The sequence below is a fragment of the Actinospineispora eucalypti genome (assembly GCF_039543365.1).
Classification (GTDB): Bacteria; Actinomycetota; Actinomycetes; order Mycobacteriales; family Pseudonocardiaceae; genus Pseudonocardia; species Pseudonocardia eucalypti.
Genome location: NZ_BAABJP010000010.1, coordinates 273212 through 295297 on the forward strand (window position 1 = coordinate 273212; position 22086 = coordinate 295297).

The window sequence follows — 22086 nt, forward strand, 5'->3', positions numbered from 1 at the left end:
AGGTGGTGTCCTTGAACAGCGTGATAGCCATGGCGTCCTCGCTGTTGGTCAGGCTTGGGCTGGGTGGCGCGGGCCGTGGCCTGCGGGGAGGTCGGCTAGCGGTGACCAGCCGGTGCCGCCTCGGGCCGAAGCGGCGGCCATCCGGTCGTAGGCGTCGAGCACAAGCCGGCGGGTGCGGTAGTCGCCGTGGTCACGTTCTTCGTACTTGCGGAGCACTAAGAACGAGTCGAGCACATGCTCGGCCTCGGGCCGGGTCAGGCCAAATACATGTAGGAACGCGGCGTCGAGGTCGGCGCGCAGCAGCGCTCTGCGCTCCGGGTCCCACCGGAACGGTGGCCCGTCCAGGCTCATCTCGCGGGCATAGGGCCGGATCCGCCACGAGGTGTAAGACAGCTCCAGCACGTAGGGGGTTACCCACTCGGCCAGGGTACGGTCGGGCTCCCATGGCGCCGGCCCGGCGAAGATGGCTGGGGTGGGGCACGCGAGCTGCTTGGTCAGGAAGTACTTCATGCCGGTGCCGCTGATCTTTTGCCGGGCGATATAATCGAAAGCCAGCGTCGACCACATGGCATGCAGTAGTGGCCCGTGCGCGGGTGCACCGGGAAACGCGAGCAGGAACTTGTCTCCGATGGCGCTGGTCGGGAGTACCGACGGCACGAACGTTCGTAGGAGGGCGCCGCCCGTGATGTCTCGCCATCCGAGCATCCACCCGTGCTCCCACTTTCCAAGGAGGCGCTTCTTAACCTCGGATTCCTGTACCCAGTAGCGCGGGCCGGCTTCCGTGTGCGGGTCGTTGTGCATCTCGTCGGTCAGGCGCGGCAGCTCGGTATCGCGACTTCCCGGGGCACGTAGCGCGTACGAGCTTAGTCGGTGATCGAAATGCCATAACAACTTTGCTTCGTACAGTGGGAGGTACTCACGAGCGTCATCCCGATAGGACCAACCATTGAAGCGAGCGCCAGCAAGGTCTTCTGCCGTCCGGAAGAGTCCCGAGTCGTTGGCCATGTGGAACAGTGTTCCGAACGAGAGCCCCCACGGGTTGCCGTCTGCTGTACCGTCGCGGATGAGTACTGGGTGGCGGTGGTAGATGCCGAGTGTGATCTCGGCGTCTCTCCTCGTGAGGAATGTTGGACAGTTACTTGTATTCGGATTAACGATGGAGATCTCCTGCGGCGAGACCGTGAAGACTCGGTCGTGTGTAATCTCCGATGGATGCTTACTGAAAAAGGACATCCGGATCTTCTCGACTCGAGAGTCTCGACCTCGGATTGTGGTAACTGCGAAACGAAACTTTCGATTACCAACATCTGTCCATATTCGTGGGTTGGTCACGAAGTCATGTAGTGCAGACAGATTATTCCTGGCGACTAGGTCCGCAAAGAACTGGGAGGTGGTCTTGTCGGTCGCCAGCCCAGTTGGGGTGACAATTCCGGCCGTGCCGGTTGGCTCCAGGAGCGCGCGGAACGTCTCGGCGAACACGCTGTACGTGTTCACGTCGCCCTGGCCGGTGAACGGGTATCGGCCGCTGTCCCGTAGCAGGTGGGCGATGCCGGCTGACCTGCGCAGCGCGGAGCAGTAGGCATCATGTAGCGCAGGGTCCTCCTCGCGTAGCTGGTCGATCATTGCGCCACGGATAGCGGCGGTCTTGGCGTCGACGATGTCATTACGGCCGACAGCGGCGAAGAACTCCTTGTCTTGGATCTTGACTCGGTCCCAGGGCGGGTTGCCGATCACGCAGGAGAAGCCACCTTGCCACCAGGTTTCCGGGTTGACGTCGGCGGTGCCGGGCTCGGGCACGGTGAAGATGGTCGGGAACTCCAGGTGCCAGTGGAAGAAACGGTATTGGCGCGCAAGATCGCGCACAGTCGTGATCAGGTCGGAGGGCACATCGGTCGGGTTGTCGACGATCCTGCGCAGCGTGTCGTGGGTGATGCCGAAGCCACGGGCTGGGGTATTGGATTGGACAAACGCGGCACACCAAGCGTCGGCAGCCAGCTTGCGGGCTTCGAGGTCGGGATCGCGCTCGAACCGTTGCCATGCCTCCGCTTGCTCCCGTATATCAGCCGGGGTGCCGGTTGGCTGTCGTTCGAGCTCGCGGGCCTTCTTCGCGAGCGAGGTTGTCTCGACGTCGAGGACATCGCTGTCGGAGATCGGCAGGCGCCGGGCGACGCTGTCGAAGACGGTGTGCTGCCCGGCGGCGCGTTTGCGTTCGGCCTTATTACGGGCCTTGAGCTTACTGGTCCGGGTCGTGTCGTCCCCGTTGAGGGCGACAAAGGCGGCGTCCGGGATGTTTCCGGCAAGCAGTTTCGGCGTGGCGCCAAGCAGCGAGTTGCCGACCTTGAAGTGGGTGTCCAGGAATGGCAGTGGGCGGGAGCCGTCAAAGGATTCCAGCCACAATGCGACCTTGGTGATCTCGATAGCCAAGTCGTTCAAGTCGACGCCGTAGACGCAGCGGGCCACGACATCGGCCATCGCCGCCCGCATCGCCTGTGGTGTCGGCTCGGCATCGCTTGTACGGACCGCCGCGAGTGCGGCGGCGATGCGTCGGGCTGCGGCGACCACGAAGTGGCCGCTGCCGACAGCCGGGTCGACGATGGTGAGAGTGAGCAGCGCGGTTTCTGGGTCTGCGGCGCGCCGGGCGTCGGCGATGAGGGGGTCGAGCGCCTCGTCGAGCATGAGCGCGATGAGCTCGGATGGGGTGTAGTAGGAGCCGGACTTCTTGCGGGTGTTGCCGTTGGCTTGCTCCAGGGTGAAGGTCCGGGCGGCGGCGTCGTAGCGGGGGACATAGGCGAGCAGACCTTCGTACACGCCGCCGAGTTCCTCGCTGTCCAGGTTGCGGTAGTCGACCGGGCGGCGGGCTCCGGTGACGGGGTCGGTGATCTCGGCCAGCTCCTTGACTGCGGCGAGCAGGTTTCGGTTGGGCAGCTGTGCACCGTCGAGCACTCCGAGGCTGTCACGGGAGAACAGGGATGCGGCGAGCCCGGGTAGCGCGAGGGCGTCCAGTCCGTCGTCGGCGAGGGCGTCGGTGACGATGAGGTGGGCGTCCCACAGGTCGGTGTGTCGGGTACCGGTGCGGGTGGCGGCCAGGCGCCGCAGCCGAGCGGTGGAGAAGTAGGCGGCGTAGTGGGCCTGGCCGTCTGTGTTGGTGCTGGCGATGTGCAGCAGTTCGCGGTCCTCGGCGACGAAGAGCACGATGAGCCGGTAGGCGACCCGCAGCAGTGCTCGGTGCAGCAGCGCGCACGCATCCGGCACAACGGCAAGCTCCGCTCGGAGTTCGACGTTGGTCGGATGCGACACAAAGCCCGTGCCGAGGTGCTTGAGCGCTCGGGCCACTCCCTCGCGCAGTGTCATGAGTGCGCGGGTTCCGTCGGCGATCGCCACGTTGCGCCATCGCTCGAGCCAGCAATCCGCTGCGGAGAAGGCTGGGGTTTCGGTGTCGTCGGCTTCGGGTTCGGTCTCGGCAGCCAACGGTGCGAATCGGCTTGCATGCACGGCCAGGAAGAACAGCCGGAACTCGGCGTAGCGCTGGTTGCCGAAGACATCGTCGAGGTCGAACTCGACGTAGGACTGCCGGGTCAGGCTGGACGCGTCACGCAGCACCCGCAAGATGTGCCCGTTCGAGACAACCGCCCACAGGTAGTGCGGGCTGCGGTTGAGCGCGTCCTGCACCAGCGACTGCGGGGCGCGGGCTGTGACGCCGTGGGTGGGGGCATCGAGGCCCACTCCGCCGCCGACGAGGTGCAGGAGCACTCCCACCGCCGGATCGGTGGCCCCGGCCGGCCACGCAAGGCGATGTGAGATCGGGAAGTGGACGGGCTCGGTCTCGCCGAGGGTTGGCGGGAGGTCGATTCCGGCGGTGAGCCGCTCCGGCCGGCCGAAGCCCAGCTCGTAAAGCAGCGGGAGCAGCCACTTGTCGCGTGTCAGGCCGACTGCGGGGTCGCCCGGGGGAAGTCGCTCAAGCGCGGCGTGCCACGCGCGGTGTGCGCCGAGGCATGCCTCCCACGCCCGGGCGGCTGCCGCGTTGATCGTCATGCCTGGGGTGAGTTGGTAGTCCTCGGCGCGCTGGCCCGGCATCCGCAGGTCTACCGCCCTGGCCAGCGCGTCACTCGGTAGGACTGTGCCGACCGCGCGGACGGAGCGGAATGCGGTCAGCGTGGTCACGGCCCGCTCCGATCGGGCAGGTACACGTAGACGCCGAGGATGTCGGGCGGAGGCAGCAGCCGAGCCTGCAGTCCCCGTCGTGATACCCGGCTGCCACGGCGCACTGCCCGGTGTGCGTGCACCGCGTCGGCGGCCACCTGCTCCCCGAGTCGCGTCAGGTGCCCTTGCAGGTGGGGAAGGCGGTCCAGCGCGCGCTGAAGCTGGTAACGGGCGAGGTCGTCGTGGACGTTGCCGCTCGGGGTGGCGTCCAGCAAATGGCCGGTGCTGTCGGTGTCCAGCCAGCAGGTCTCGCCGCCGACCACCGTGAAGCCGAGGAACTGGGCGTCCTCGGCGACCTGGGTGACGGTGCGCCGTGAGCCGGGCACGACGAGCTCGACCCGAAACCGCGCTACCACCAGCGTCGTCACCGTGCCGACCGCTCTGGTGCGAATGACCGCCGCTCGTCGCGCCGGACGCGCGGCCTCGGGTAGCAACGGGTCGAGTGCGCCATCCAGGACATAGCGGGCGATCGCCTCGACGGTGTGATCGGTCCGGTTGAGCAATGGCTCCCCGGGTGGAGCCGGCAGCGACCGATGGAACCGCATCGACGGGGTCTTGGCGGGTGGAAGTTGATCCAGGAGCGCGTGTGGAAGCGTGTCGGTGCGTACGGTGAAACCGTCGGCGGTGTTGCTGATCTGGCCAGACAGCAGGGCGAGTGCGTCGCGGGTGAACCGTTCGGCATCGGCTGGGCCGCCGAGACCGCGACGGACTTCGGCGAGCGTCTCGGCGACGTCGTCTGGGCGCAGGGTGGCCTGCCGGAACCGTGACCGGGAGGCCTTCTCCCGTTCGGCCGCATCGACCCACCGTGTGAGCACCGCGTCGGCGGTCTCGCTGGAGGTCACCGAACCGAGGTCGAGCATGAGCTGCTCGGGTTGAGTACCGCGCAGCAGCAGGGACTCCCAGATAGCCTTCATTACGGTGGTCGAGTCGGCCGGCACGGCAACCGAGACTCCGGTGCTGCGTTTGATCGCCTCGTGGCGGCGGATGAGCACGTCGAGGACCACGCCGTCGATCTTGTTATCGGCGCCGTAGTAGGTGACCGTTCGCACGGTGGGGGCGAGTTGTCCGAATCGGTCTACCCGGCCTTCGCGCTGTTCGTGGCGGGTGGGGTTCCAGGCGAGGTCGTAATGCACCACCGCGGTGAAGCCGTCCTGCAGGTTGACCCCCTCGGACAGGCAGTCGGTCGCGACCAGCACTCGCACGCCATCGTGGGCGATTAGCTCGTTGACCCTGGACTCGCGTTCCTCCGGCGGCAACGTCCCGGTGACGGCTTCCACCCGGGCAGCGGAATGGGTCTTCGCCAAGGCAGCGTGCAGGTGTTCGGCCACGTACTCTGCGGTTGCGATGTAGCGGCAGAACACAATGGGGTGGAAGCCGTCGGTGATGAGCGAGTTGAGGATGGTCGCCAGGCGTGCGAGCTTGGCATCGCCTTTGGGCCCGCACAGTGCTTCGGCCTCGGCGGCGAATCCGCGCAGTCTGCGCCGGGTGGTTGCGTCAGGATGATCGTTGGCGGAGGTGTCCGCGCCGAGTCCGGTGTCGTCGCCCTCCGCGAGCTCGTCGATGTCCACGTCGAGAACTTGTGGGGAGGCGAGTGCGTCGGCGGTCTCGACGGTCTCGGCGCTGGTGAGCTCCGAGCGGTTGCGTAGCGTTTGCACCGCTGCGGCGGGGCTGGACGCGAGCGAACGCAGCAGCGCGATCGCCGACCACCACCGGACTCGCTGGTGCACATGGCTGAGCGAGGGGTCGGTGACCCGCTGCCGTGCGAATGCGAGGATTCGATCGAACAGCTTCTGGTATTCGGGTCGGAGTCGGTAGCTCTCCTCGGCGCACTCCCTGTTCGGAAAGGGGGTGTCCTCGGCAAGGTATTCGCGAATGTCCGCGCGCTGTCGCTGGATAAGGTAGCTAGCGAGTAGCTTCCGATCGTTCTCGCGTGCCGGTCCGGACAGATCCGCCGGCAGTTCGCCGAGGCGGTTATCCAGTAGCCCGACCAGGGCTTGCCACGCGCCATCGTCGCCGTTGTGCGGGGTGGCGGTGAGCAGCAGCAGATGCCGGGCAGGGTCGTCTGCGAGTCTGCGCAGCAGGGTGTAGCGCTGGTGAGCCTGTGATGAGGCGGTGGTGGACGGTGCGATGCAGGTGTGCGCTTCGTCGACGATGACCAGTTCTGGGCACAGCAGGGCGAACTCGTCGCGGCGGCTGCGTTGCTTGATGTAGTCGGTGGAGACGATGAGGTGCGGGTAGTGCTGGTAGACGTTCGACCCGAAGGGCACCAAGCGGGCCAACCGGTTCGCCGTCGATGGCAGCAGCAGCTCGGCGTTGATTCCGAACTTGGTGCGCAGCTCGGATTGCCACTGCGGGGCAAGCTGGGGTGAGCAGAGCACTGCCAGGCGTTGGGCGTCTCCGCTGGCTAGCAGTTCGGCGGCGATGAGACCGGCTTCGATGGTTTTGCCGACGCCTACGCCGTCCGCGATGAGCAGGCGGGTGGTGTCCTGGGCGGTGGCCATCATGAGCGGCACGAGCTGGTAGTTGCGCGGTGTGACCGCTAGCTGCGCGAACGATCGGAACGGTCCGGTGGTGTCCCGGAAGGAGAGGCGCAGCGCGTCGCGTAGCAGCCGGGCGCGGGCGGCGTCGCCGCGATCGTCCACGCTGGGAGCGTCAAACGTTGCCACTGCCGGGTGGTCGATACCCGGCAGCAGGAGCGTGGTCTCGTCGTCGCGGCCGCCGAGTGGCCGCACCAGCACCGTGCCAGCGGGGGAGGCGGGCAGCACCAGCCACTCGCGGCCGCGCGCGGTCACCAAGGTGCCAGGGCGGAAGTCGGTGGTCGTCACACGTGCTCCCTGCCGGGGCCAAAGACACTGGGATTGGCTGTCACGAGTTCACGCCAGCTCGGCTGCTCACCGCAGGCTGGGCTACGGTCGTCTTCGTGGTGGAACCTGAGCACCAACCAGCCGGCCTCGTCTTCAAGGCGAGACTGCGCCGCCCGATCCTTCTCGGTCTGGTGGTTGTAATCGTGCACCGGGCCGTCGACGAAGATCGCGACGTCACGCGCTGAGGTGCGGTAGGCGAAATCGGGCCGGACATAGAAGCCGTCGATGAGTTCTTGTGACTCGTCTGGCAGTCGGTAGCCACCTTCGTTGAGGTAGTGCAGGAAACGCTGCTCCAACCACGTGCAGCCCTTCTCCAACCGGGCCAGCAGCTCGGCGCGGTCCTCTCCTCGAACACCTCCCAGCTTCACACTGGCGGTGGACAGCTCCTGAAGCAGACCGATGACGCAGTGGCGGTCGAGCGCCTGGTGGTCCCACTGGTTGCTGTAGGACAACAGGCAGTCGTAGCAGGCTTGGGCGCACAGCTCAGTTGCGTGCTCGGCCTTTCCGAGGTCGTTGCCGGTGTCCGCGTCGTAGTGCAGCAGCCTGATGGCGCGCCGGGCCACGCGGCGCATCGGGCCGTCCTCGGTGGCGAGTCGACGCAGGACGCCCGCGCCGCCTTCGGCGGCCTCATACATCAACAGCACCGACCAGGCGTGCGGACGGATGCGCCCGGGCATTGGCTCGACCGCGAGCTCGTTGCTCTCCAGCTGGAACTCGGCTTCGACGGCGCGCTTGAGCGCGTACATCGCGGCCATTCGCTGCTCAACGGGAACGCGTGCGGCCAGCTTGATCAGCAGCGCGTTGCGGTGGTCCTGGACGTAGGGAACGACCCGCTGGATGCGTCCATCGCTATCGCTTGCGGTGTTCTGGTCGACGGCGCGAGCCCATTTGCCCTCGACCGTGTCGAGCAGGTAGCCGTGTTCGGCTTTGTCTTTGCGGCGGCGCAGGCCCACGTTCATGCGGCGGATGAGCGCGGTGTCGCCGTAGTTCAGCTCGGCGAGTGTGCGACCGTCGGCATCGACGAGTGTGCTGGTGAGCTTGCTGCTGCGTTCGCCGTGCGGTTCGAAGCGGATCGCGGTGGTGATCTCGTGTCCGGCGCGTTGGCGTTCTTCCTCGTCCGCGCTGATCCGGTCCCGGCGGCGGGTCTTGACGGCCAACAAGCGCATCATTGCGGTCATCTTCGCCAGTTCGGTCGATCCGCAGTGCTCACACTCGCCATACCCGGTCGGCCCGTTACCCTCGTTGAGATATCCGCAGGCCTCGCAGCGGTCTATCTCAGTCAGGTTGACTCCGGTGCCGTCTTCGCGGGCTGGCAAACTGACCCGATTTACTTCGTAACGTGCGCCCTCGTGGTAGATGAAGGCGCCTGGGCCGAATTCGCTGATCGCCAGGAAGCGCGGGCGCTGCACGTAGTCGCCCTGCCCGTGTGCTGTCCGGCGTTCGGCTGGGATGAATGCCGCGAGGGGCAGCCGGGGGAAGGAGTACCCGGGCAGAAATCCTTCGGAGGCGAAGTACCGGTAGGGATAGAAGTCGCCTTGGTTGACGTCATCGATCTCGCCGCGCAAGAGGTCCAGGGCGGCCCGGGCCTCGGATATCTGTCCCCGTGCACGCCGCTTGGCGGGCTCGGATGCCCCAATGGTCTTCAGTACTTCGTTGGCGGAGTCGAGCTCGTTGCGTGCCTCCTGGTACAGGCCGCGCCAACGATCAAGCGCCTGTTGGAACCGGCTTGGCGCCTGGCTGATCGTCTCCTCGATCCAGCGGTCGCGCCACCACGGCGCGGCTACCACCTCGGGCGTGGCACGCAGTACCGTTCGAACAGCCGAGGTGGCCCGCGTTGTGGCCGCCTGGTTGAAGATCTTCGAGGTCACCTCGTCATGTAACGGCTGACCGGGCAGCTCCACATCGATTAGCTCGACCATGCTCGATTTGAGGTCCAGTCCCGTCTGCACCAGCCAGATCGCGTGGGCATGAGCGCGCACGAGGTCCTGATTGCCCAGTTCGAGCCGAGGTGGTGCGACCGCGCCGGCGACCATGTCCTGGCTGCGTCCGAAGTAGTAATTGTCGTGGGCGCTGCCTGTAGCGCAGTACGTCAGTACCACAGCCGGCTGCCCCGAGCGGCCGGCTCGGCCGGAGCGCTGCGCATAGTTCGCTGGGGTTGGCGGGACGTTGCGCATTCCGACTACGTTGAGGCTTCTGATGTCGACGCCGAGCTCCATCGTCGGCGAGCAATACAGGACGGGCAGGTCAGCTGTGCTGAACCGTCGCTCACGCTCCTGGCGTACCTCAGGGGCGACCTGAGCGGTGTGTTCGTGTGCTTCGAGGCCAGCCAGCCCACCCGCGGTCTCGGCGTAGAACCGACGGAAGTAGGGGTTGACCCGGCCCTCGGTGTTGTTGCCACGCATCAGGTCAGGGGCACGGTGTTGCCCCTCGCCAGCCCACCATTCGATCATCCCGGCCTGGATGCGGTAGCCCACACGCCGATGCCGCTCCTCAACCCTGGCGAGCAGCCCGACCTTGGCCATCGTGGTGAGCAAGGAGCCGATGATGGTGTCCGCGTCCGCCACTGCCACAGGGTGCGGGTGCAAGGGGAAACGGTCAGGCCGGCGCAGCCAACGTCCGTATAGACCGAGGCCGGAGAGGTAGAGGTCGCGGCCTATCCCGGGAAGCCCTTTGGGCCGGGTGCCTGGGTAGCAGGTCGCCGCGTAGACGCCTTGCTCGTCGGTCAACGTCCATGGTGCGCGTAGCCACTCTTGACTTGCTCGCCTGATGGCCTCGTACCGCTCCTCGGTGAGGTACTCAGACTCGATGCAAATATGCCGGCGCATTTCGTCGAGTAGCGTCTGCATGATGAGCTGACGAGTCTCTGGGTCGGCTCCCGCCAATGGCTGCCCCGCGCTTGCCCATTTATCTTCGTCAACGGCGAGCCGGTTGAGGCTCGCGTAGGCAAGCTTCAGCTGGCCCGTCTGCTCCAGGTTGGGCATCGTGATCCGCCAGCCCCGCCGCAGGTCCGCCCACACCCGGTAGGCCACCGATTCCCGTAGCGCCTTTGCTACTCTTTGTTCAGCTGCGTACTCCACATCCGGGTTGCGGGCGTAATCAGCGAGCGAGACGTTGAGGCATTCGATCACCCGCCGGCCGAGTTCGTCGTCGGTTAGCGGTTCGTCCGGGAATCGCTCCTGCTGTCGGGCCACGGCCCGATAGACGGCCGAGCGAATCAGGCCGACCAATACGAAGTCGTTGAAATGGCCGGCCTGCAGGCTGGCGTCCTGGCGGTTGTCGGAGAAAGCCAGGAACTTGCGGGCGTCCTCATCGAGGTCAGTGGCGCCGCGTAATGTCCGCATCACGGCCTGGGACAACACTGAGACTGCGCTCGCCCTGCCCTCGGTACCCAGACTCGCCACGCGAGAGAATTCCGATTGCCCCGTGCTCTCATAGCTAGTCTTGCAGCACGGGCAGAAATGCAGAGTCTCAAAGAACGCGACCGGAATCCCCTCGGCGGTGCGTGCCCCGGAGTTGTTGACCCGCATCCCCTCCGGCAGCCGCGATCGACGAGGCTTATCGAGTTCCCGGCTGCCACCGAACTCAACCACCCAGTCGTCCGGCACGAGATCCAGAAGCTCAACCGAGGATGTGTCAGGCCAATCCGAGCTGAGGATCAGCAATAAGCCTGTGGCATGCGCCGGGTCGCCCGCGCCACCGCTCAGCAGCCGCGGAGTGAACAGCTCACCGCCCTGCTCCCGATTCACCACCAGGAAGTCCTGTCCACACTCGCGGCAGAACGCGAGCGGAAACAGGGGCTGTCCGGGCGGCTCGACCGGGGCGCTGCGCTGATAGCGGGTCGTCAGGTAGCGCCGGTCCGGTCGATCAAGGGTCACATAGGCGGTGTCCCCCTTACCGATGAACTGATGGAGCTTGAATGCGAACAGCGCACGACCATCGGCACCGCGTGCCCGCGACCCAGCCAGCAGTGTGTCTCGCAACGCCTTCTCACACACCGCGTGGTCTAAGCCGGTGTCTGTCGCGAGCGTGACTGCTGCGTCCCGTAGCCGTGTAGGTGATTGGCGAGCAAGGTGGCCTTCGCCATCCTCACGCAGCCCGAAAACCCGCTCGATCCAGATGGCGAGATCGTCGTGCCGCAAGGCTGCGTGAGCTGCCGGAGGCACGCTCGTTACCCGTCTGGCGAGTCGGGTGAGATCGGCCTCACCAACGGTGGCGCGCCGGAGCGACTCGCCGATGACGCTGGCGGCCGCAATCGGCGTCCCGAACAGTCGAGTGGCCAGAGCGGCTACCTCCGTGCGTTGCTCGGCCGGGCTTCCTGGCCCGGCAAGCGTGGCGCTGGTTCCGATGCACTGGAGCTGATCACCCCGCACGGCTGCGCGTAGCCGGCGCACCAGCATGGCGACATCGGCACCTTGACGGCCTCGATATGTGTGCAACTCATCGAGCACGAGGAACGAGAGGTTCTCCGCGCTCGTGATCAGTCGTTGGCGCTCCCTGGGACGGGTGAGCATGAGTTCCAACATCATGTAGTTAGTCAGCAAGATGTCCGGCGGGCTATCGAGGATCACGTCTCGCTCTGCGCGGCTCTCCTGACCGGTGTACCGCTTGAAACTGACCCTCGGCCTGTCCTTGCTGAGGAACTTTTCCAACTCGCCGCGCTGGCTGTTGGCCAGCGCATTCATCGGGTAGACGATGATCGCGCGTACTCCGCGTCCTGGGCCGTCATGGAGCACGCGATCCACGATCGGCACGATGTAGGACAGTGACTTGCCCGAGCCAGTGCCTGTGGTGAGCACGTACGACTCTCGGCGTGTGGCAACACGGATTGCGTCAGCCTGATGCTTATGGAATCTGAGCTCGCTACCGACCGGATCGGTGTCCGTCCGCTGTCGGAAGATCTCAGAACATGCCGGGTGGAGCAGACCAGCATCAACCAGGTCGCCGACCGAACCGCCGGACTCGAAGGCCGGATTGAGCGCTAGCCAAGGCTCGGGCCACAGCAGCCCGTTCTCGATTTCACGCTCGACCGTTTTGAAGACGTCTGGGTCGCGGATGTTCAGGAACCCACGCACGAACGACTCGTAGTCGTCGAGCACTTCCCCGAGCACACCGAACGCATCCACTGTGCCTCCAGGCCACCTGACCGACGCAGTATGTGTCGACCCCCTGATCGACCGCGATCTCCAGAGTGCTATGTTCCGAGGTTTGGCATGTACAAGTCTGCATCCTACGACGGCGTCACTCGATCGTGTGATTACTGCCCTGTGGGATTCTCGGGGGCTGTCGGAGCTGCGGGCTAGGTGACGATCTGTGCTCACTGCACGCCTGTGGCGGCAAGGGGAGGGCGCAGGCCGCTCGTCGCATGAATCTTTCGTAACTATGTGTTACGTCGGGCCAGGAGAAGTCCAGACTGGATCTAGTCGACGACGGAATGGGTCACCAACGGAGGCAGACGCTTGCCGGCTCAGCGGGTGCCGGGCTGTTCGAGGCGGTTGACGTGCTGGACGCGGTGGGCCCAGTATTGCTAGAACGGTTCTCAATGTTTCTCATTTCGGAGGCAGGGTATGCGCGCTCGGTTCCTCGGCAAGGACCCCGAATCGCAAGTGGACAACTCACCTACGCTGTTCGCCACCGACCGAACAGACCGGACGACCTACATCGCGCAGGGTTGGAAGGTGACGGACCCGCAGGTGTTGGCGGACGTCGGGCCGGTACCCGATCACGAGACATTGATCGAGATCCCGGAAGAGGTCCTGAAGTTTTATGTGCGCAGATACCGGGAGGAGGGGGAGCGCTGAGTCGGTTCATCGAGCCTGGTCCTGAGTTCAGGAAGCTGTTCCACACTTTCGAGCACACGGCGTTCCGGTTGGAGGCGCGCGATACCTACGACGCGTCATATGAGAACGAGTCGTTGCGGAAGTTCCTTGCCGGTGAGCCGGACGATCTGCCGTGGTTGCAGACCTGGCTGGACATGATCCGTGAGGCGGCGTCCGAGGGCCGTCGTTTCGCCCGTGTCCGGGTGGTGACGGTGCCGCTGACTGACTACAGCCGGTTCGGGGCGTGGTGCGCGCAGTTCACTAACGGCGCGGGGGAGGACATCCGCTACCTGGAACGGGAACGGGCGCGCGCCGCGCAGGTTCCGGAGCATGACTACTGGCTGTTCGATTCACGCAAGTTGGTGCGGATGCACTTCGATGACCAGGATGCCTTCCTGGGCGGGGAGATCATCGAGGATCCGACGGTGATCGTGCAGCACAACTATTGGCGTGATGCCGCCTGGCATCACGCAGTTCGACGGGACGATTTTGCCAACGAACAGGGCGTCGGACGTCTCGAACGTCCTTGAAGCACGCAACACGCTCGGCAAACGACTCCGCGAGCTGCGCCTCCGCGCTGGTCTGAGCGGTAGGGAGCTGGCGGAGTCGTTGTCGTGGGCGCGGTCCAAGGTGTCCAAGCTGGAGAACGGACAGCAGACCCCCACCGACAACGACATCAGAGCCTGGACCGGGGCGACGGGCAGCGGCAACGAGGCAGAGTCTCTGCTGGTCTCGTTGCACACCCTGGAAGTGCAGCACGCCGACTGGCAGCGGATCCTGCGCACGGGGATCCGGCCTCGGCAGAACAAGCTGGCCGAGTTGGACCAGCAGACGAAGCTGTTCCGCGCCTTCGAGGTGACCGTCATCCCCGGCCTGCTCCAGACGCCGGGGTACGCACGCGCCCGGTTCGCCGAAAGCATCCGCTGGCTCAAGGTCCCGAACGACATCGACGAGGCCGTGCAGGGCCGCATCGCTCGACAGGAGATCCTGCATCGGCCGGACAAACGATTCCATTTCGTGCTGACCGAGGCGGCGTTGCGTTACCGGCTGTGCCCGCCGGACGTGACGCTCAGTCAGCTCGGCCACCTGATCTCGCTCACCGCCTTGCCGAACGTCCGGCTCGGCGTCATCGGCTTCGACACCCAGTACGTCACGTCCCCGTGGCACGGTTTCTGGATCTACGACAACGACAGGGTGCTCGTCGAAACCATGTCCGCCGCGCTCGACCTGCGCCAGCCAGCCGAGATCGAGCTCTACAGCGGGGCCTTCGAGCAGCTCGCCGCCGTGGCCAGCTACGGCCGCTCCGCGCGCGCCATCATCAACCGCGCCATCGACGACCTTGAGCCTGAGGTGGCGGACGGTAGCGATTAATTTCGCGCCGGGCCGTGCGGACAGCTTGTTTCGAGAAACTTTGGGAACGTTTCTAGATTCGTGAGTTGGCACGTGTTTACGCTGCCCGGGCACGTCGCGATTGGCGGCATCGTCCGGGGAGATCTGGTGACACCATCCGTGCCATTGCTGGCGAAAGAGCAGGTCGAACGGCTACCCGAGCGCGCGCGTGAGGTGGTGGAGTATCGCAAGAGCGGGTTGAGCCTGAACCACATTCAGGGGTGTCCGCTGGATTGTGCGTACTGCATCCGGCATACCTACGGGTTGTGGGATCAGCGGCAGCCGCGCGCGCTGATGCCGGATGCCGAGGCGGTGCGCCAGCTGGTGCAGCACCGGTACTTCCAGCCGCACGTGACGCCGGTGCAGGTGTTCAACCGCGCCACGGACCCGTTTCTGCCGGCTGTCCGGGCGCACACCTTCGCGGTGTTGGAGGATCTCGATCGGCGCGGCCTCACCAATCACCTCTTGGTCATCACCCGCTATCAGATGATCCCGGCCGACGTCGAGCGGCTGAACCAGCTCCTGCATCTCAAGGTGACGCTGTTGTTCACGTACTCGGGTATCGAGAACACCCGGATCGAGCCGTACCCGTCGCGGGTCGCGGCCGGGTCGTTGAAGCTGATGAGCGCGCCGAGCCGGCGCCGGTATCGCACGGTGCTGTACTGGCGTCCCCTGGTGCCTGGGCTCAACGACTCCGACGAGCACCTTCACCGAGCCTGTGAACTGGCCCGGTACGCGGACGCGACCGTGTTCACCGGGCTGTTCTATCGGGACGAGATCGCCGCCTATTACCGGGCGAACCACCTGCCTGAGCCGTATGACGAGACCGCGCGCCGCAAGATCGTCCCGGAAACGTTGGAGCAGCGGGTGCTCGCGGTGTTCGGCATGTCGGTGCCGTTGTTCCGCAAGACCTCGTGCGCGGTGTCCTACGTACACGGGATGCCGGACTACAACGGCCACTACGGCATCCGGGAGATGTGTGACATCTGCCCACTGAGCCAACTCGCGCGCTGCGCCGGCGCGCACCGCGCCCCGACGCGTAAGTGCCTGGAGCAGGTGGCGGCGGTGCTACCAGAGGGCCATCAGATGGAGGTCGTAGAGATCGATGAGCGGGCGGCGGTGGTGTCCGGGTTGGACACGGAGCAGCCGCGCTACTACTTGCAGCACGCGCTCGGGTTCCAGGTCCACGATGTCGCACACCCACACCGGACGCGGCGGCATGGGCGCGCGGACATCGGCTGGAAGGACACCACCGACGATGACTGACTGGACGAGCCTGACCTACGTGGTCGTCGACGTGGAAGGCAACGGCCAGCAGCCACCCGACCTCGTGGAACTGGCCGCCGTGCCCATCGTGGGCGGGGTCATCGGTGAGCCGGCGTGCTGGTTGGTGAAGCCCGAGACGCCGATCTCGCCGATCGCCCGCCGCATCCACGGCATCACCAACGGCGCGGTCGCCACCGCGCCCACGTTCGCCGACATCGAGGCCGAGGTGCGAGAAACGCTCTCTGCGGACGCGGTTGTGGCTCATAACGCCCACGTGGATCTCGGAGTCCTGCGGCGCAAGCTCTGCGGGTGGGACTGCCCGGAAATCTTCGACACCCTGCAACTCGCTCGCCGCCTGCTGTCTGGTGCCGACAGCTACAAGCTCGGTGCGCTCGTTGACCGGCTGCGGTTAGCGGAGGGGCTTCCGGATGGGCTTGCGCCGCACCGTGCCACGTATGACGCCCTGGTCACCGCGCGGCTGTTCGTCCACCTCGCCACGCCGCCGGACGCGTGGGCGCGGTCGTTGGACCAGCTCCGCGACAGATCGGGGAGAGGAGGCGATGGTGGTACTGAGGCCCTTTTCTGACCAGCAACGCGGCCTGTTTTTGTCCGTCGATGGGCCGAGTGGCGCCGGGAAATCGACCATCGTCGGGCACCTCGCGCAAATGCTGGTGACCGCCGGCGAAACCGTCCACGTCACCGCCGAGCCCTCCACCGGCCCGATCGGCACGTTGGCCCGGGAACTGACTGAAACGGTCACCGGGCCCGCGCTGGCCTGCCTGTACGCGGCCGACCGCTACCACCACATCGACACCGAGATCTGGCCGTACCTCGAACGCGGTGACACGGTGATCGTCGACCGCTACGTCCCCTCTGGGCTGGTGATCCAGCGCTTCGATGGCGTCGACCCGGCGTTCCTGTGGAAGCTCAACTCCGACGCCCGGCGGACCGACCTCGCGGTGATCCTGGAAGCAGACCCGACCGTGATCGCGCAACGGCTCGACGAACGCGGACCCCACAACCGGTACCAGCTCCAACCTGGCAGTAGCCACGCCGAGATCTACTTTTACGAGCAGGCCACCGAGCGACTGATCCAGGCGGGGTTCGACGTGCTGCGCGTGGACTGCAACCGCCAGGCCGCGCACCAGGTCGCAGCGCACATCCTCGATCACCTCATGACCTTCTTCGCGCCCGCGAAGGAGCCCGCGTGAACACGATCCGCATCGATCGCATCCGCGCGGAGATCCGGTCCGGCCTGGACGGGTGTGAGGGGCCGCAGCTGGTGGTTCCGATGACCTGCATGCTGGATGGCCGGGAGCATGCGGTCACCGAGCTGGGGTTCGAGCGCCGGACACACGGCCGCTATCGGGCATTGTGCGGCGCGTGGGTGTGCCCGGGCTCGTTGTTCAGCCCGCCCGGCCAGCCTTGCATGGCCTGTGTCGCCGTTGTGGCGTCTAAGCCAGTTGGGCGGGCCGTGGCATCGCGCCAGTGGCCGGTGGGCACGCTGAGGACTCGTCTGGTCGTTGCGCACGTCCGTGGCGGTCGGCGAGGAAGGAACTGGAAACCGTGAACTTGATCAGCCACCCGGCCCTCGAACAGGCGCTTCTGGCGTTTCACGTCGCACTGGAACGGCACGCGCCCGACGACACCCATTCACGGTTCGGCGACTGGGTGGACGGCAGCGGCACCCGCATCGTCGAAGCGTTGTTGAAGGACGGCTGGCAACCGCCGGTGCCGTCCTGGATGGAGGACTCAGATGGGATGGGCTGATCTTCGAATGGTGCACAGCTTGGTGCGCGGCCAGGGGATCGAGCTCGTCATCGAGGACACCGACACTGGCGCACGAGCCGAGGTGACCGGCACCGTGACCCAGGTGATCGGAAACGGCACCGCGAACATGGTCGGCCGAGCCCATGTCCGGGGCCGTGCCCGGCGTCTGCCCTTACCCGGTGCTGCGGCGTTGCGCGCGGTAGATGGCAGCGAGACGCCGTGACCGGGCACGTTCCTGGTTTCGCCTCGGGATGCGCCTGTGGTTTCGGACAGGGCTTCGCGTTTAGGGCGAACCCCTACGCCAGTGCGGTCGTCCTGGTCAGCGGTCACCCGGAAGCTTCGCGTGGTGGCCCCGACAAATGGTTACTTCCGCGGGTCGCCATGTCCTGGGTGGGTAGGCCTGACACGTTGCCGTTGCTGCTGGGCCGCTGTGCTCAGTGGGCTCCACTAAGCTTAGTGACTAAGCTTAGTGTGTTTATGCTGGTCAAGGTCGAAGTGGAAGCGCTGGCTGATGTCGGCGTAGTGGTTGCTTAGCGGAGGCGACGCGGCTCGGCGCTACTGACGCGACGCTGACGTTGGCCCGGCGCGGCGCTCGCGCTGTTGCCACTTTGCGGCTCTTGACCAGCGCAAATGGTAGAATCGGTGCATGTTCAGGCCGTCCGGGAAGATTCATAGTCATGGCCGGCGAATTTCCAGGGTTCGTTTCCCTGCTCTGATCCGTGGTCGTTTCCCAGGTCGTTTCGGTGCTCGTTTCGCGACGTTGCCCACACGGGCGTCCTAAGGGTGTTTAGCCAGGTCAGCGTGGGTAGTGCCGCCCGTTTGGTCAGGCCCGACAAAGATGGTTGGGGGTGTGGGGGCGGTGCGCGTAGATGTTGACTTGTTCATCCGGTGCGGTGGATAGGGCAGGGGACGGTGCCAGCGACCCCGCCAGAGGTTCCGCCAGAGGTTCCGCCAGCGAGTGCGCCAGTCACCCAGCCACCTAGAGTGGCGGACCCTCGCGGCGTCAAAGTCGCTGCTCACAGCTACGTGATGTAGCTTCGGCGGGCCCCGACTGACCCTTCAAGGGTCACAAGACGCGTCGGCGACGCATGGCCCGCGTTGGCCCACCCCGGAGGGGTGGGCGGGCAGGTCGCGTTGTGCGGCCTGCTGTGTATCCGCTCCGGCCGAGCTGGCGGGGCTGCTCCGTCCGGGCTCCGACCGTCCGTGCTGTCCAGATTCCGCCAGCGCGGCGCGCCTTGTACCAGGTGTGGAGCACAGCAAGCACTCGATCGACTGCCAGGTACCCGCGTCGCTCGCGCGCCGGGGACGGCCGGCCCTTGGCCGGGTCGTTCGAAATTGGGTTGTCCGGTTTCGGCGGTGTCGACCCGTCTCTTACCCGTGAAGGGCATTGCACGGCCGGATCCGGGTGTGGGAGGGCGATGAGCGGCAGGACGGCGCAAACGGCTGGTCCGTTGGAGTGGACGTCTCGGGTGGGGTGTCCCCAAACCGGCGGAAAACCGGAGTTAGGGGCTGGACGGCCCGCGGGGCTGTCGATCGGGAATCGCTGCTGTTTCCTGCGATGGCCCGGCTCGTGGGCCGGGCCAGTCGGAGAACAAGCATGAACAAGCGGCGTCCACGGCGGCGCGTCGTGGAGTACTCCGGTCAGATCCAGCGAGTGGGCGGTTCGGAGGGGCGGCGGCTCCAAGCTGAGCTTGCAGCGGTGGTGCGTGAGCTGCTGGTCTGGGCCGCCGAGGACCGGGAGGACCGCCTGGCGGATGGGCGCGGTGAGGCTCAGCGGGATCGCGTGGTGGACCCGCGCGGCACCGGCGGCGATGAGCGGGCCGCGGCGTGAGACACCGGTCGGGAAGGGGTCTCAGGAGATGCGGTAGCTCAGGAAGGCGACGGGCCTTCCGCCCGGACCGGCGTTGTGCCCGGTGGTCGCTGCAGCCGGCTCAGCGGCCCCCACGTGGCCTCCACGGCGTCACCGCCGGCATATCCCACTCGGGCGTCGTGCCAGAGGCACGTTGTCCGTTCGGGTGCCCTTGTGCGCGGCGCCGTTGGCTCGTAGTGGTCGCGGCCACCAGCGCGTGGGCACCACCGCGGCCGCCCCGGCGGTGACCGAGGTGCAAGCCGGCGGCGCCGATCGTGGCGGGGAAGTGCGCGGAACCGATGCCGCTCTATGCCCCCGTGGTCGCGTGAGGAGTTCGCCGATGCCGCCGCCTGGCCCGCGACGTGCACCAGTTGCACGTACCGGCGGCGCTCACGCACGGGGCGGCTTGTGATGCGGGACCGCCACGAGACTTCCGAATTTCCAAACGTGACTAGTCGCGAGACCGATCTCGCGATCGATCACGGGGGAGATGAGTGGCGAGACCAAGTGTCTCGATTCTCCCGAGACGTTCGAGAAACTCAATCTCGCGAGATTGTCTCTCGCGAGCCTATCTCGTCTCCCTCGCAACTGGCCCGGGACAAATCTGAACGAAGGGTGCAGGACCTGCTAGAAACTCCGTGTCGACGGTGACTGGAGCCGTGGCGTAGTGCTGTTGACCAGTAGAAATAGTGTTAGAATTGATTGCTGGATGCGAGCCGCTGACCACGGTCAGAACTATTTAGATGGCGCGCGGTTCGGGATGCTGTGTTTTGTGGCTGCAAGATGCCTCGAAATGGTCAATCGAACGCTTGACGTGACCGTCGGGGCGCGCGCCAAGGACGAAAGGAATTCACGTGGCTAACCAGCCAGTCAACCCGCCGAGACCGAGAAATCGGGACCGGCCAGGGTTGCCGAGCGGGTCTCGCCGCCCGGCGGGTGTGGTGTCCGCGCGGGTGCCGGTGTCGGGGCCGTCCGGGTTGTCGGACTACGCGGTCTCGCCGATGGGTGCGCCGACCCGGTTGTTGGGTGGTGAGGTGCGGGTGGCGTTCGTGGGGCGCTGCTCGACCGAGGACCAGCAAGACCCGCGCCAGTCGATGATCCGGCAGCTGGAGAACAGTCGGCGGGCGTTGCCGGAGGCGTGGGTGATCGTGGCCCATTTCTTCGATGTCGAGTCGGGCCGGATGGAGCTGGAGCAGCGCGGACAGGGCGTCGACTACGAGCGGTTCGATATCCCGATCTCCCGCGACGGCGGGATCGCGGACCTGTTGGCCGAGGCCAAGCATCCGGGGCGGCGGTTCGACGTGGTGATTTGTGAGAGCGTGTCGCGCATCGCGCGGCGCACGTTCGAGAGCTTGGAGATCGAGCGTGAGTTGGAGCGGGCTGAGGTGCCGCTGTTCGCGTCGAACGAGCCGATCACCCTGGACGGCAGCTGGGCGCAGCGTCTGCTGCAGCGGCGGATCAACCAAAGCGTCGCCGAGTGGGAAGTCGCGAACACCCTCGAACAATCCTGGGGTGGGCTGTGCACCCATGTGCGGGATGGCTGGAACATCGGCAAACCCTGCTACGGGTACAAGGCGAAAACCTACCGCCACCCCAACCCGGTCAAGGCCGAGCGCGGCCACACCAAAACCCGCCTCGAACCCGACGCCGCACGCGCGGAGACCGTCACGCAGATCGCGTTGTGGCGCTACCACGAGCGGCTCGGCTACGACACCATCGCTGACCGGCTCAACGCCGACCTGGACAGATACCCGCCACCGGAGCCGACCAGCAAAGCCCGCGCACGCGGGGCGTGGGGGAAGACCAGCGTCATGGAGATTCTGCGGAACCCGAAATACACCGGCTACCAGGTGTTCAACCGGCGCGCGTCCCGGTCGCGGCACGGGAAGGTGAACGACCCGATGAAGTGGGTGTGGTCACCCGAACCCGTGCACGAGCCGCTCATCCCCAAGTGGATGTATGACGAGCTGGCCGCCCGCCGGGGCGCGAGACGCGGCTCCCGAGACGGCAACGAGCCCAACAACCACACCGGGACCAGGCGGACCTATGTGCTGCGCGGCATGATCTTCTGTCGGTGCGGGCGGCGGATGACCGGCAACCAACGTCACGGCCGCACCTACTACCTGTGCTGGCCGCGCAACAACAACCGCGGCCGCCCCGACACCTACGCCGGCCACCCCAAAACCGTGTACCTACGCGAAGACGCCCTGATGGACGCGATCTCCCGGTTCTACGCCGATCGCGTCTTCGGCCCACACCGCCAAGAACTCCTCGCCGCCGACCTCGCCGGCGTCGACGACCAACAGACCGAAGCGCGGGACAACGAGCGGAAACGCTGGCAAGCGCAGCTGGCGAAGATCGCGCAACGGCAGCACAACCTCATGCAGCAAGCCCAGGACGGCGACCCCAACGACCCGTTCACCCAAGCCCTACGCGGCACATACAACCAACTCGAAGCCGAGAAATCCACGATCCACACGATCCTCGCCGATCTGGACACGACCGACCAGGCCGAGCCGCACCGGCCAACAGCCAACGACGCGGCGCTACTGGATGCGCTGCCTCACCTGGTCATCAGCCTGCACCGCGCACCTGAGGAGCTGCTGCGCCGGTTGTTCGAGATCACCAAGCTCACGGTCCACGAACACGACAGCGACAACGTGACCATCACCATTACGCTGCCCGCCGACGACCTACCCGCCATCGCTGACACAGCCGAAAGGATCACCGAAATCATGCCCCCACACGACGACAACCCGGGCCAAACGGCCAACAACGGGTTCCGTGTGGATGCTGTACGTGCCCCCGGCAGGATTCGAACCTGCGCTCCCGCCTCCGGAGGGCGGTGCTCTATCCCCTGAGCTACGGGGGCAACTTGCGGTTGCCGCTCGCTAAGCCTAGCGCACGCGTGCGCACGGGTTCGGCGGGGCGC

The 22086-nt window shown here is 66.0% G+C and carries 14 protein-coding genes, 1 tRNA gene and 1 pseudogene; 11 read left to right on the top strand and 5 right to left on the bottom strand.

Translation table 11 applies throughout. The annotated features are described in order from the left end of the window. Positions 1 to 48: 48 nt before the first annotated feature. The 3 genes from ABEB12_RS14995 to ABEB12_RS15005 are packed head-to-tail and all read right to left on the bottom strand — an operon-like array spanning position 49 to position 12187. A complete protein-coding gene (locus tag ABEB12_RS14995; RefSeq protein ID WP_185064053.1) occupies positions 49 to 4161 on the bottom strand; it encodes an Eco57I restriction-modification methylase domain-containing protein in 4113 nt (1370 codons plus the stop codon). Continuing rightward, a complete protein-coding gene (locus tag ABEB12_RS15000; RefSeq protein ID WP_185064054.1) occupies positions 4158 to 7025 on the bottom strand; it encodes a helicase-related protein in 2868 nt (955 codons plus the stop codon). The genes ABEB12_RS14995 and ABEB12_RS15000 overlap by 4 nt, the downstream gene beginning before the upstream one ends. Further along, complete coding sequence (locus tag ABEB12_RS15005) at positions 7022 to 12187, bottom strand: DEAD/DEAH box helicase (RefSeq protein WP_185064055.1); 5166 nt, start codon at positions 12185 to 12187, stop codon at positions 7022 to 7024. The genes ABEB12_RS15000 and ABEB12_RS15005 overlap by 4 nt, the downstream gene beginning before the upstream one ends. A 441-nt stretch (positions 12188 to 12628) precedes the next feature. Between ABEB12_RS15005 and ABEB12_RS15010 the strand changes: the two genes are divergently transcribed. The 11 genes and pseudogenes from ABEB12_RS15010 to ABEB12_RS15060 all read left to right on the top strand — a co-directional run. Continuing rightward, entirely contained in the window at positions 12629 to 12862 is a 234-nt protein-coding gene (locus ABEB12_RS15010) for a hypothetical protein (RefSeq protein ID WP_185064056.1), read from the top strand. A 35-nt stretch (positions 12863 to 12897) separates the two neighbouring features. After that, positions 12898 to 13410 carry a DUF6879 family protein gene (locus ABEB12_RS15015; RefSeq protein WP_345702850.1) on the top strand — a complete coding sequence of 171 codons (513 nt, stop codon included), beginning with the start codon at positions 12898 to 12900 and terminating at the stop codon, positions 13408 to 13410. Further along, on the top strand, positions 13334 to 14251 hold the full coding sequence (locus ABEB12_RS15020) for a helix-turn-helix domain-containing protein (RefSeq protein ID WP_185064057.1): 918 nt from the start codon (positions 13334 to 13336) through the stop codon (positions 14249 to 14251). The genes ABEB12_RS15015 and ABEB12_RS15020 overlap by 77 nt, the downstream gene beginning before the upstream one ends. 72 nt (positions 14252 to 14323) lie before the next feature. Next, complete coding sequence (locus ABEB12_RS15025; RefSeq protein ID WP_345702828.1) at positions 14324 to 15535, top strand: radical SAM family protein; 1212 nt, start codon at positions 14324 to 14326, stop codon at positions 15533 to 15535. Beyond that, positions 15528 to 16121: an exonuclease domain-containing protein gene (locus ABEB12_RS15030; protein ID WP_185064058.1), complete on the top strand. Its 594-nt coding sequence runs from the start codon at positions 15528 to 15530 to the stop codon at positions 16119 to 16121. The genes ABEB12_RS15025 and ABEB12_RS15030 overlap by 8 nt, the downstream gene beginning before the upstream one ends. After that, positions 16096 to 16746, top strand: coding sequence for a dTMP kinase (gene tmk, locus ABEB12_RS15035; protein ID WP_185064059.1), 651 nt, complete (start codon positions 16096 to 16098; stop codon positions 16744 to 16746). Before ABEB12_RS15030 ends, tmk begins: the two co-directional genes overlap by 26 nt. After that, a complete protein-coding gene (locus ABEB12_RS15040; RefSeq protein WP_185064060.1) occupies positions 16743 to 17105 on the top strand; it encodes a hypothetical protein in 363 nt (120 codons plus the stop codon). Before tmk ends, ABEB12_RS15040 begins: the two co-directional genes overlap by 4 nt. Beyond that, positions 17102 to 17305 (top strand): hypothetical protein, encoded by a 204-nt coding sequence (locus tag ABEB12_RS15045; protein ID WP_185064061.1) that lies wholly within the window; start codon positions 17102 to 17104, stop codon positions 17303 to 17305. Before ABEB12_RS15040 ends, ABEB12_RS15045 begins: the two co-directional genes overlap by 4 nt. A 19-nt stretch (positions 17306 to 17324) precedes the next feature. Beyond that, positions 17325 to 17528 (top strand): hypothetical protein, encoded by a 204-nt coding sequence (locus tag ABEB12_RS15050; protein ID WP_185064062.1) that lies wholly within the window; start codon positions 17325 to 17327, stop codon positions 17526 to 17528. A 1476-nt stretch (positions 17529 to 19004) separates the two neighbouring features. Beyond that, on the top strand, positions 19005 to 19136 hold the full coding sequence (locus tag ABEB12_RS15055; protein ID WP_345702829.1) for a hypothetical protein: 132 nt from the start codon (positions 19005 to 19007) through the stop codon (positions 19134 to 19136). Positions 19137 to 20335: 1199 nt separating this feature from the next. Then, positions 20336 to 21322: pseudogene (locus tag ABEB12_RS15060) on the top strand (recombinase family protein); the annotation flags it as partial. A 24-nt stretch (positions 21323 to 21346) separates the two neighbouring features. Here ABEB12_RS15060 and ABEB12_RS15065 read toward each other — a convergent pair. Both ABEB12_RS15065 and ABEB12_RS15070 read right to left on the bottom strand, forming a co-directional pair. Next, the gene (locus ABEB12_RS15065; RefSeq protein WP_345702830.1) at positions 21347 to 21580 is read right to left on the bottom strand and encodes a hypothetical protein; all 234 of its coding nucleotides are present in this window, start codon (positions 21578 to 21580) and stop codon (positions 21347 to 21349) included. Positions 21581 to 21954: 374 nt separating this feature from the next. After that, positions 21955 to 22026: transfer RNA gene (locus ABEB12_RS15070), tRNA-Arg, on the bottom strand. Positions 22027 to 22086: the final 60 nt, after the last annotated feature.